The 10,988-nt window shown below is 68.5% G+C and carries 14 protein-coding genes; 6 read left to right on the top strand and 8 right to left on the bottom strand.

Translation table 11 applies throughout. The features are described from left to right. The 5 genes from gatA to RMO04_RS15790 form a co-directional block, all read right to left on the bottom strand. The coding region (gene gatA / locus RMO04_RS15810; protein WP_309645732.1) for an Asp-tRNA(Asn)/Glu-tRNA(Gln) amidotransferase subunit GatA at positions 1-1,349 on the bottom strand (1,349 nt) is incomplete at its 3' end. Next, positions 1,350-1,637: an Asp-tRNA(Asn)/Glu-tRNA(Gln) amidotransferase subunit GatC gene (gene gatC / locus RMO04_RS15805; protein WP_309645731.1), complete on the bottom strand. Its 288-nt coding sequence runs from the start codon at positions 1,635-1,637 to the stop codon at positions 1,350-1,352. 69 nt (positions 1,638-1,706) lie between these two features. Further along, complete coding sequence (locus RMO04_RS15800) at positions 1,707-2,072, bottom strand: DUF4180 domain-containing protein (protein WP_309645730.1); 366 nt, start codon at positions 2,070-2,072, stop codon at positions 1,707-1,709. Continuing rightward, positions 2,069-2,923, bottom strand: coding sequence for an alpha/beta hydrolase (locus RMO04_RS15795; protein WP_309645729.1), 855 nt, complete (start codon positions 2,921-2,923; stop codon positions 2,069-2,071). Before RMO04_RS15795 ends, RMO04_RS15800 begins: the two co-directional genes overlap by 4 nt. Further along, positions 2,920-3,333 (bottom strand): helix-turn-helix domain-containing protein, encoded by a 414-nt coding sequence (locus RMO04_RS15790; protein ID WP_309645728.1) that lies wholly within the window; start codon positions 3,331-3,333, stop codon positions 2,920-2,922. The genes RMO04_RS15795 and RMO04_RS15790 overlap by 4 nt, the downstream gene beginning before the upstream one ends. Positions 3,334-3,445: 112 nt before the next feature. Between RMO04_RS15790 and ruvX the strand changes: the two genes are divergently transcribed. Beyond that, positions 3,446-3,922 (top strand): Holliday junction resolvase RuvX, encoded by a 477-nt coding sequence (gene ruvX, locus RMO04_RS15785; protein ID WP_309645727.1) that lies wholly within the window; start codon positions 3,446-3,448, stop codon positions 3,920-3,922. On the opposite strand, the gene RMO04_RS15780 is transcribed toward ruvX, so the two are convergent. After that, complete coding sequence (locus RMO04_RS15780) at positions 3,919-5,376, bottom strand: carotenoid oxygenase family protein (RefSeq protein ID WP_309645726.1); 1,458 nt, start codon at positions 5,374-5,376, stop codon at positions 3,919-3,921. The two genes, ruvX and RMO04_RS15780, sit on opposite strands and share 4 nt — an antisense overlap. 23 nt (positions 5,377-5,399) lie before the next feature. Beyond that, positions 5,400-5,837 (bottom strand): DUF2141 domain-containing protein, encoded by a 438-nt coding sequence (locus RMO04_RS15775; RefSeq protein WP_309645725.1) that lies wholly within the window; start codon positions 5,835-5,837, stop codon positions 5,400-5,402. Positions 5,838-6,023: 186 nt separating this feature from the next. Between RMO04_RS15775 and RMO04_RS15770 the strand changes: the two genes are divergently transcribed. The 5 genes from RMO04_RS15770 (at position 6,024) to dprA (ending at position 10,751) form a co-directional block, all read left to right on the top strand. Next, positions 6,024-7,001 carry an aspartate carbamoyltransferase catalytic subunit gene (locus RMO04_RS15770; RefSeq protein ID WP_309645724.1) on the top strand — a complete coding sequence of 326 codons (978 nt, stop codon included), beginning with the start codon at positions 6,024-6,026 and terminating at the stop codon, positions 6,999-7,001. Then, positions 7,001-7,591 (top strand): TIGR00730 family Rossman fold protein, encoded by a 591-nt coding sequence (locus RMO04_RS15765; protein ID WP_309645723.1) that lies wholly within the window; start codon positions 7,001-7,003, stop codon positions 7,589-7,591. Before RMO04_RS15770 ends, RMO04_RS15765 begins: the two co-directional genes overlap by 1 nt. Further along, positions 7,588-8,883 carry a dihydroorotase gene (gene pyrC, locus RMO04_RS15760; protein ID WP_309645722.1) on the top strand — a complete coding sequence of 432 codons (1,296 nt, stop codon included), beginning with the start codon at positions 7,588-7,590 and terminating at the stop codon, positions 8,881-8,883. Before RMO04_RS15765 ends, pyrC begins: the two co-directional genes overlap by 4 nt. A 123-nt stretch (positions 8,884-9,006) precedes the next feature. Then, positions 9,007-9,654: a glycerol-3-phosphate 1-O-acyltransferase PlsY gene (plsY, locus tag RMO04_RS15755; protein ID WP_309645721.1), complete on the top strand. Its 648-nt coding sequence runs from the start codon at positions 9,007-9,009 to the stop codon at positions 9,652-9,654. Next, on the top strand, positions 9,651-10,751 hold the full coding sequence (gene dprA / locus RMO04_RS15750; RefSeq protein WP_309645720.1) for a DNA-processing protein DprA: 1,101 nt from the start codon (positions 9,651-9,653) through the stop codon (positions 10,749-10,751). Before plsY ends, dprA begins: the two co-directional genes overlap by 4 nt. On the opposite strand, the gene RMO04_RS15745 is transcribed toward dprA, so the two are convergent. Next, positions 10,748-10,933 carry a hypothetical protein gene (locus RMO04_RS15745; protein ID WP_309645719.1) on the bottom strand — a complete coding sequence of 62 codons (186 nt, stop codon included), beginning with the start codon at positions 10,931-10,933 and terminating at the stop codon, positions 10,748-10,750. The two genes, dprA and RMO04_RS15745, sit on opposite strands and share 4 nt — an antisense overlap. Positions 10,934-10,988: the final 55 nt, after the last annotated feature.

Raw genomic sequence — 10,988 nt, 5'->3', positions numbered from 1 at the left:
CCGGCCGGTACGGCGATGCCCGGCAGGCCTGCCATGTTGACGGTAACGGTGAAGACGTCGTTGAGATACATCGCCACCGGATCGGCGGCCAGGGTTTCGTCGCCGACGCCGAAGGCGGCCGACGGGGTGGCCGGGGTCAGGATGGCGTCGACGCCAGCATTGAAGGCGTCTTCGAAGTCCTTCTTGATCAGCGTGCGGACCTTCTGCGCCTTGACGTAGAAGGCGTCGAAATAACCTGCAGACAGCACGTATGTGCCGATCATGATGCGGCGCTTCACCTCGCGGCCGAACCCGGCGGCGCGGGTCAGTTCGTACATGTCGGTGATGTCCTTGCCCGAAACGCGCAGGCCATACTTGACGCCGTCATAGCGGGCGAGGTTGGACGAGGCTTCGGCTGGGGCGACGATGTAGTAGGCCGGCAGGGCATATTTGGTGTGCGGCAGGCTGATATCCTTGACCGTGGCGCCCTCGGCCTTGAGCCATTCGAGGCCCTGGCTCCAGAGCTTTTCGATCTCGGCCGGCATGCCATCCATGCGGTATTCACGCGGCACGCCGATGGTCAGGCCCTTGACGCCACGTTCAACGGCGGCCGCAAAGTCCGGCACGGCCAGATCGACGCTGGTCGAATCCTTGACGTCGAAACCGGACATCGAGGTCATCATGATCGCCGCGTCTTCCACCGTGCGGGCGATCGGGCCGGCCTGGTCGAGCGAGGAGGCGAAGGCCACCACGCCCCAGCGCGAGCAGCGGCCATAGGTCGGCTTGATGCCGACCGTGCCGGTGAACGCGGCGGGCTGGCGGATGGAGCCGCCCGTGTCCGTCGCCGTCGCGCCCAGGCACAATTCGGCCGCGACAGCCGCCGCCGAACCGCCCGACGAGCCGCCCGGCGTCAGCTTCTGATTGCCGCCCTCGGCACGCCACGGGTTCACCACCGGACCGAAGGCCGAGGTCTCGTTGGACGAGCCCATGGCGAATTCGTCCATGTTCAGCTTGCCCAGCATCACCGCCCCGTCGCGCCACAGGTTGGCGGTGACGGTGGATTCGTAGGTGGGCACGAAGTTGCCGAGGATGTTCGACCCCGCGGTGGAGCGGACGCCTTCGGTGCAGAAGAGATCCTTGATCCCCAGCGGCGCGCCGTCCAGCCGGCCGGCCTGCCCCTTGGCCCGGCGGGCGTCAGAGGCCTTGGCCATCTCCAGCGCCTTCTCGGGGGTCTCCAGGACATAGGCGTTGAGGTCACGGGCGGCCTCCACCGCGGCCACGTGGGCGGCGGTGATCTCCTCGGAGGAGAACGACTTGGCGGTCAGGCCGTCGAGGGCGGCCTTCAAGGTCAGCGAGGTGAGCAACGACATCTATTCCACCACCTTGGGCACGACGAAGAAGCCGTCGACGCTCTTGGGCGCGTTGGAGAGCACCTTGGCGGCGTCACCGCCTTCGGTGACCACATCCTCGCGCATCGGGGCGGGCATGTGGACGGCCGAGGTCATCGGCTCGACGCCGTCGGTGTCGACCTCGGCGAGTTGCTCGATCCAGGTCATGATGCCGTTGAGCTCACTCGCCAGAGCTTCCAGCTTTTCCTCGGGCTCGGCGATCCGCGCGAGCCTGGCGACCTTGCGTACGGTCGCCGCGTCGATGGCCATGGGGCCCTCCTCAATCTCAGAGGCTTGCCCTAGCCGTGCGCGGCGGTCTTTGACAAGTGATCCCTGGTGTCAGCCCGGCGCGAGGCGGGCCTCCAGTTCGGCGAGATCGGTCACGAACCACACATGCCGACCGCGATTGGACTCATAGACGAAGTCGCGCAGCGCCGTGCTCTTGGCCACGTGCCGGGAGATGTCCCCGACGATGGCAAGCCTGATCCCATAGTTGACGAACTTCTGGATCGCGTCGCCCGCGATACGGGTCGCGAGCACGAAGAAGTCGTCGCCCAGCCGTTCGGCGGGGATCGCAGCCCAGGCCACGCCCTCGCCCAGCGCCTCGCCGATCAAGTCCACGGCGTCGCTTTCGCCGCGCATAGGCGGGCCGTCGTCGGCGAAGACCAGCACCTGCACGCCGCCAAGGCGTTGCAGCCGGCTCACGTCGCCCTCCGCAGGAACTCGTCGATCGCCTGGGTCTGACCCGGCAGGAAGTGACGCCCTTCCGGCAGATAGCGGACCTCCGCCCCGGGCGCGTGCGCCTGAAGCCTCCGCCGCGTCCCGTCCGAATCCAGCAGCACGTCCTTGCCCCCGACAATCGCCAAGACCGGCATGGTCAGTCGGGCAAGCGCCTCGTCGCTGAAGACCGGGATCTTCAACGGTCGCGCGCGCGTGCTGGTCGTGACCAGGGTCATGAAGGCCATGAGTTCGCGCGCGACGGGAGGCGGATCCTCCGGCGCTTCGCCGAACACCATCTCGAACAGCTTCCTCTGTCCCCACGGACCTAGCAGCAGCAGGGGCAGCGCCTTCAGCAGCAGGTTCTTCTGTCCTCCGACACCCGCGGGACATAGCAGCGCGATGCTCGTCACCCGTTCAGACCGCCGCGTGGCGTAGTCGAGCGCCAGCCACCCACCCAGAGAGATGCCGACCAGGCTTACTTGCCGAAAGCCAAGCGCGGCCGTCACCTCGTCCAACCAATTGACGTAAGCCTCACCACCTAGGGGCGGTCGGACGGGCGCGCTGAACCCGGCGTCACCGGGCACATCGATCAGGAACGTGCGGAAGGTCTGTGACCAGACCAGGCTGTCGAACATCCAGGTCACGGCGTTGGCCTGCGCGCCGTGCAGGGCGATCAACGCCGGTGCGTCCTTCGGGCCACAGGCGATCACGAAGGTCTCACCTTGGCTGGTGGGAATGCGGAGCTCCTCCTTGGGGATTGGCCAAGTGTCCAGCAACTTGCGATAGCCTGCTTCGACCGCCTCCTGAGCCGCCTGCGACTTGTAGATCGCGCTCATCGGTAGGCCTCCGCCCAGACGCCGATCAGCTTCAGCAGGTCGCGCGCGACGTCCAGGTCGCCCACCAGGATGATCTTCAGTCGCCTGCGCTCGCGGTCGTGGATGGTTTGGGCGCGCATTGGCGGCTCACCCGCGCCCCGGGTGTTCATCGTTCCCATCAGGGCGTTGGTTATCCGGATGGCGGCGTCCAGATCGACGCCGTCGATCTCCACGATGCTGGAGACCTCCACGTAGCGGCCGACCGGCGTGGGCTGGCCGGTGAAGGCCTCGAGGTCGGCGCGGGCGATCCGGTACTGCTTCCCGATGCGAACGGCGTTGAGCCGACCCTCCCGGATGTAGCTACGGACGGTCCGAACATGCAGGCCCAGCCGCTCGGCGACCTGTTCCACGGAATACAGCTCTTGCGACACGGCGCGATTCCCAGGGAAAAACTACGTAAACTTCCCTATCACACCCTATACGTCGGTCAATACATGCGTTTTTGTCACTTCGCGCGTCCCTCCGGCCCGGCTATGGAAGCCCATGGCCGTCGTCGATCTCACTGAACTCCCCGCCCTCCTGCCCCGCTATGGCGCGCTGGTGGGGCTGGACCTGGGCGAGAAGACCATTGGCGTGGCGGTGTCGGATCCGACCCGGACGGTGGCGAGCCCCCTGACCCTGATCCGCAAGACCAAGTTCACCGAGGACGCCAAGGCCCTGTTCAAGGTCATGGACGGCCGCGAGGTCGCCGCCATCGTCGTGGGCCTGCCGGTCAATATGGACGGGACGGAAGGCGTGCGATGCCAGTCCAACCGCGCCTTCGCTCGCAACCTCCTGCGCCTTCGCGCCGAGCTGATCATCGCCTTCTGGGACGAGCGGATGTCGACCATGGCCGTCAACCGCTTCCTGATCGATGAGGCCGACATCAACCGCGCCCGCCGCGCGGAGGTCGTCGACAAGATGGCGGCCGCCTGGATCCTCCAGGGCGCGCTCGAGCGCCTGATGAACCTTAAGCCCTAGGTCTTCCGCACAAACGTGCCGTGTAGGGTGGCCGGCAGCGCAACCTCGGCCCGCCAGGTGCAGATCGGCCCGGCGGCGACCCTGCGGGCGTCGAAGACGTGCAACTCGGTCGCCTTGGCGTCGAGATTGATGCTCGTGCCCACCAGCCAGCCGTCGAACTCCGCCGTGCCGCCAGGACGCGGCGTGAACACCACCTCCTCCATGATCTGACGCGGCCCCAGGTCGTAGCGTTCGGTCTTGCTACGCGTCCAATCGCAGACGGCGACGCCCTGGAAGAGCGGATGGCTGGCCGAGCCGCCCAGACAGGCGCTGAATGACCGAGTCCGACCGGCGTAGCGCGGATCGGTCTTGGGGAACTCCACCACCAGCCCCGAGGCCGCCATCCAGGCCTTGCCGTCGGCGCGCAGGGTCACGAGGGTGAGATCGGTGTCCGCGCCGCCCTTGGGCGCCTTGCCCTGCATCATGTCGACCGCGCCCTGGACGCCGAAGTCCGGATTGGGAGAGGTGCAGATATCGAAACGGATCGTGCCTTCCTTGTCCTCCCAGGCGTCGCCCATGTGGAAGAACGAGAAGGCGGGCAGCTCATAGACCCGGCGTTTCGACAGGTCGTCCTTGTCCAGCACCAGGACCTGGGTCCCCTGTTCCGGCTTCCAGACATATCCGGCCGAGATCGGGGCGACCAATCGCTCGTGCATCCACGGCTGCAGCACCAGGATCAGATGGCGCGCCGTGGCCGTGAAGTCATGCACATAACTGGCGCGCGGCAGGACGATCGGCGTGACGCCTTCCAGCGCGCCATCGGCGGCCAGGCGCCAGACCACCGCGCGCTTGCCGGAGACCCCCAGGTTCCAGACCCGGCCGTCCGGATTGAAGCGGGGATGGGCCAGGAACGGCATGCCCTTGAGGTCCGGACGGAAGGTGTGCAGGCCCCGGGTTTCCAGGGTCGCGGGATCCATGGCGACCGGCGATCCGGCCTCCCATAGGGCCCACAGGTCCTTGCCCGCCATCATCACCGAGATATTGGCGGCGTTCACGTCGTCGGGACCGCCGACAGCGGCCGTGGGACTGCCGATGGTGCCGAAGCCCGGCGTCACCACCGCGTTGGCCGCCGTGTCGGCGCGGCGCTTGGCGGTGTCGACGAAGCGGGCGGCGAGCGTGGCCTTGCCGTCATCGATGCGGAAGCGCCGCATCATGCCGTCGCCGTCGAACCAGTGGGTCACCGAACCGCCGGGGCGGCGGAACTTGGCTGGACCATTCCGATAGAGCACGCCGCCTAGGCCCGCCGGAGCGCGGCCGTGCACGAGCCGCATGGCCTGGGTCGGAACATCGGCCTCGACATCGGCGACGCTCAGGGTCCAGTCGCCGGAGTTTGCGGCGGCGGCCAGCAGGGTTTCCGGGGTGAAGGCAAGCGCGCCGAAGCCGGCGGCGGAGGTCAGAAAGGCGCGGCGATTCATGATCTTGCTCCGGAACTTTGACATCAGTCGATGGTCATGGCGTGGACGGTCGCGTCACCCTCGACGGTGAAGGCGGCGGCTGACCACTTGGCCGGTCCCATCGTCCCGACCGCGTTGTTCGAGAAGGCGAAGGGTTCGATCGGCATGCCGAAGGGGTTGGTCCCCATTTTCCCGTCGCCGTTCAGGTCGTGGAACGCCTTGATCGCGTAGCGGCCGGGCGCCAACCCCGCGATCTTGGTCTCGACGCGAGCCGCAGTCGCCGGGATGGCGGTTGCGCTGGCCGGCTTGCCGCCGTCGTAGGCCGCCTCGCTGTCGTAGACGGCGACCATGATCGCCCCCTTCTGGTCCTTGATCCCCTCGAAGGCGACGGTGAGCGCGGTCTGGGCCGCGGCGGGAAGAGGGCCCGCGGCGGCGATCGCCACGGTGGCGCAGGCGGTCAGCAAGAGTTGGGCGGGGGACATGTGATCTCCTCGGGAACATTCGATGACCTCGACCTAGAGGGCCCCAACGCGCCCCGCATCCGACGTTGCGCCAGGCGCCGCGTGGGCTTCGCGGACGGACGCCTCCGCCGTTCGCGCTTCGCCAATGGCAGGGCTTTCGGATGACGCCTTGGCTTGCCCAGGAAAGCCGCCTAAGACGCGCCTTTAATGAACGCCGCCCCAACAGGTCTGAACGAGGTCCTTGGTCGGACCTTCCCCTTCCCCAAGCGGCATTTCCTGTCGGTGGTGGATTTGAACCCCGTGGAGGTCGCCGGCCTCCTGGATCTGGCCGACAGCTTCGTCGCCCTCAACCGCCAGACCTCGAAGAAGCTCGACCTGCTCAAGGGTCGCACGCTGATGAACCTGTTCTTCGAGAACTCCACCCGAACCCAGAGCTCCTTCGAGCTGGCCGGCAAGCGGCTGGGCGCCGACGTGGTCAATATGAGCCCGCGCTCCTCGTCGATCTCCAAGGGTGAGACCCTGATCGACACCGCCGTGACGCTGAACGCCATGCAGCCCGACCTGCTGGTGGTGCGCCACGCCTCCTCCGGCGCGGCCTCGCTGCTCTCGCAGAAGGTCACCTGCTCGGTGATCAACGCCGGCGACGGCCAGCACGAGCATCCGACCCAGGCCCTGCTGGACGCGCTGTCCATGCGCCGCGCGTTCGGTCGGATCGCCGGTCTGCGGGTCGCCATCTGCGGCGACGTCCTGCACAGCCGCGTGGCGCGCTCCAATGTGGGCCTGTTGCAGATGATGGGCGCGGAGGTGCGGCTGGTGGGACCGCCCACCCTGATGCCGTCGGAGGCCGAACGCTGGGGCGCGGCGGTGCATCACAACATGCGCGAGGGCATCGCCGACTGCGACGTGGTGATGATGCTGCGACTTCAACTCGAGCGGATGGACGGGGTCATGGCCCCGTCCCAGCGCGAGTACTTCCGCTTCTACGGCCTGGACCGCGAGAAACTGGCCCACGCCTCGCCCGGCGTGCGGGTCATGCATCCCGGCCCGATGAACCGTGGCGTCGAGATCGATTCCGACGTGGCCGACGACCTGTCCGTCTCGCTGATCCAGGATCAGGTGGAGATGGGCGTGGCCGCGCGCATGGCGATCCTGGCGTCGTTGGCCGCGCGGCTGGACAACGCCTGATGGGCAAGCTCGCCTCCGTCTGCGTGTTCTGCGGGTCCAGCCCCGGCGGAGACCCCGCCTATCGGGCCGCGGCCGAGACCCTGGGCAGGGCCGTCGCCAATCGCGGCCAGCGCCTGGTCTATGGCGGCGCCAAGGTGGGGCTGATGGGCGCTCTCGCCGACGCGGCGCTGGACGCCGGCGGCGAGGTCGTCGGCGTCATACCCGCCGCCCTGGCCGACAAGGAGATCGCCCACGACGGCCTGTCGCGGCTGGAGATCGTCGCCTCGATGCACGAACGCAAGGCGCGGATGGCCGAACTTTCCGACGGCTTTATCGCCCTGCCGGGCGGGGTCGGCACCCTGGAGGAGATCTTCGAGATCTGGACCTGGGGCCAGCTCGGCTTCCACGCCAAGCCGGCGGGGTTCCTGAACGCGCTGGGCTACTACAACGCCCTGCGCAACTTCGTGGATCACGCCGTGGGCGAGGCGTTCCTTCAGGCTCCGCACCGCGACATGATCATCTTCCGCGAGGACACCGCCCAGATGCTGGACGCCATGGACGCCTATGCGCCGCCCGTGGTCGAGAAGTGGATCGGACGGCCCGAACTATGACCCAGCGCCCGACCGCCTTCGTGAACGCCCGCCTCGTCGACCCCGCCAGCGGCTGGGACGGCCCCGGCGCCCTGCTGGTGGGCGAGAACGGCAAGATCGCAGATATCGCCCAGGGCGGCGATCTGGGAACCCTGTCGGCCGACATCGAGGTCATCGACGCGCGCGGCGCCATGCTGGCTCCCGGACTGGTCGACCTGCGGGTCAAGACCGGCGAACCGGGCGCCGAGACCAAGGAAACCCTCAAGTCGGCGGCGCTGGCGGCGGCGGCCGGCGGCGTCACGTCCATCGTCCTGCAGCCCGACACCGATCCGGTGATCGACGAGGCCTCGGTGGTCGACTTCATCCTGCGCCGGACACGCGATATCGAACTGGTCCACGTCTATCCCGCCGGCGCCGCCACCAAAGGCTGCCGCGGCGAGCGGATGGCCGAGATCGGGCTGATGGCCGAGGCCGGTTGCGTCTACGTCACCGACGCCGACCGACCCATCGTCGACTCCAAGGTCCTGCGCCGGGTTCTGTCCTACGCCAAGAGCTTCAATGTCCTGGTGGCGCACCGGCCGTCCGACCCGTGGCTGGCCAACGGCGCGGCGGCCACCGAGGGCGAGTTCGCCGGCCGCATGGGCCTGCCCAGCGTGCCCCCCATCGCCGAGAAAATCATGCTGGAGCGCGACCTGGCGCTGGTCGAGCTGACCGGCGCGCGCCTGCTGGTCGACCAGGTGACCACCGCCTGCGCCCAGGAGAGCCTGGCGCGCGGCAAGGCCAAGGGCCTGCCGGTCACGGCGACCACCTCGATAAACCACCTGTCGTTCAACGAGATCGACATCGGGGACTACCGCACCTTCCTGAAGTTCGATCCGCCTGTGCGCGGCGAGGATGACCGCCAGGCGACCATCGAGGCCCTAGCCAGCGGCCTGATAGACATCGTGGTCTCCGCCCACGCCCCGGCCCCGGCCGAGGACAAGCGCCTGCCCTATGACGAGGCCGCGCCTGGCGCCGTGGGCCTCCAGACCCTGCTGGCCGCCCTGCTCGCCTTCCACCACGAGGGCCGCATCCCGCTCATCGACCTGATGCGCGCGGTGACCAGCCGCCCGGCCGACCTGCTGGGCCTGGCCGCCGGGCGGCTCGCCAAGGGCGCGCCCGCCGACCTGGTGCTCTGCGACCTCAACGCCCCCATCGTCGTCGACCTGGAAAAGCTCAAGTCCAAGTCCCGCAACTCACCCTTCGACGGGCGCAGGCTGCAGGGCGAGGTGATGATGACGCTGGTGGACGGCCGGGTCGTTTATCGGGCCTGACGCTCGCGTCGCGACAAGAACAATTGACGAACACGCTGACGTTGCGCCAAGCTCAGCTTTGGGCTGGAGGGATGACGTCTGGCCTAGGCCCGGCTACCACTGGGCCAAGACGAGGAAACGCCAATGCCTGAGTCACTCAGTCCCGCGCTGATCGCGGCCGCCATCGTCGGCGGCTACCTGCTGGGCTCCATCCCCTTCGGCCTGATCGCCACCAAGCTGGGCGGCCAGGGGGATATCCGCAGTATCGGCTCGGGCAATATCGGAGCGACGAATGTCCTGCGCACCGGCCGCAAGGACCTGGCGGCCCTGACCTTGCTGGGCGACGGGGGCAAGGGCGCGGTCGCCGTGCTGCTGGCCTGGCTAGCGACGCGAGACAAGGGCGTAGACGCTCAGGCGATGCTGACGGCGCTGGCCGGCGGCGCGGCCTTCCTGGGCCACTGCTTCCCAGTCTGGCTGAAGTTCAAGGGCGGCAAGGGCGTGGCCACCTTCTTCGGCACCCTGCTGGCGGCGGCCTGGCCCGTGGGAATCGCGGCCGGCGCCACCTGGATCCTGGTCGCCTTCCTGTTCCGCATCTCGGCCTTGGCGGGTCTGGTCGCGGCCGTCATGGCGCCCATCTACGCGGTCTTTGTCTTCGACCGCCCCTATGCCATCGCCGCCATGGCCCTGTTCATGGCGGTGCTGATCTTCGTCCGCCACAAGGAAAACATCGCCCGGCTGCTTAAGGGCCAAGAGCCTCGGATCGGCGGCAAGAAGGACAAAGAGTCGGCGTGATTCGAGCGTTGACCAACGCCGGACGGCGCGACTGGCTACGCCTTGCCCGCACCGAGAACGTCGGGCCCGTCACCTTCCAGCATCTCATCGGCCGATATGGAGAGGCCTCGCTGGTGCTGGCCGCCCTGCCCGATCTCGCCCGACGCGGCGGTCGGGTCTCGGCCCTCGACATTCCGAGCGTCACCGAGGTCGAGCGCGAGCTGGAAGCCGGCGCGGCCCTGGGCGCGCGGCTGATCTGCGCCTGCGAGGCCGATTTTCCCGCGCCCCTGGCGGCCCTGGACCCGCCGCCGCCCGTGATCTGGGCGCGAGGCGAGCCCCGCCTGCTATCGCGCCCGGCCGTCGCCATCGTCGGCGCACGCGTCGCCTCCGCCGGCGGCCAGCGGTTCGCGCGTGGCCTGGCCTCGGACCTGGGCGCGGCGGGCCTGGTGGTCATCTCCGGCATGGCGCGCGGCATAGACGGCGCCGCGCATGAGGGATCGCTGCCCACCGGGACCGTCGCCGTCCTGGGCGGCGGGATCGACGACATCTATCCCCGCGAGCATCGCGATCTCTATGACCGGATCGTCGAACAGGGCTGCGTCGTATCTGAAAGTGCGCCCGGCCGCACCGCCACGGCCAAGGACTTCCCCCGCCGCAACCGGCTGATCTCGGGGCTGTCGCAAGCCGTGGTGGTGGTCGAGGCGGAATTGCGCTCGGGCTCGCTGATCACCGCGCGCCTCGCCGCCGAGCAGGGCCGCGAGGTCCTGGCCGTGCCGGGCTCGCCTTTGGACCCCCGAGCGCGCGGGACCAACGACCTCATTCGACAGGGCGCGGCTCTCTGCGAAGGGGTCGAGGACGTGCTGCGCGCCCTGGAAGGGTTCGGCGGCTTCCGCGCGCCCGATCGCGCGTTTGAGCCGGCCGTGGCGGCGACGCCGGACGCCGACGTCGCCAAGGTGCGTGAACGGGTCGCGGGGCTGCTGTCGCCCACCCCGGTATCGCGAGACGAGCTGATCCGCGCCACCGGCGCGCCGGCCGCCATTGTCCTCGCCGCCCTCATGGAACTTGCCCTGGCCGGCTGCGCGGAGCTGGGCGCCGGCGGGATGGTCTCGACGGGCTAGTGCTCCGGCGTTCGGTCTGGAGGACCCGCCGAGGCGCGGGCGGCCTCCAGCGCCGCCATCATCAACGTGGTCGCCAAGCCACGGTAGCCCTTCAGCGCCGCCAACTCGGCGAGCTGCTTCAGCACCTCTTCGATGAAGGAGGCCGAGGCCTGCGGCGACGCGTTGCGATTCCAGATTTCCATCTCAATACAAAACGCCGGTATCCGATTCGCGTTGCAAATGCCCGCATTCGTTGCG

Source organism: Phenylobacterium sp. (genome assembly GCF_031412415.1).
Taxonomy (GTDB): domain Bacteria; phylum Pseudomonadota; class Alphaproteobacteria; order Caulobacterales; family Caulobacteraceae; genus Phenylobacterium.
This window is presented reverse-complemented; position numbering and strand designations above follow the sequence as displayed.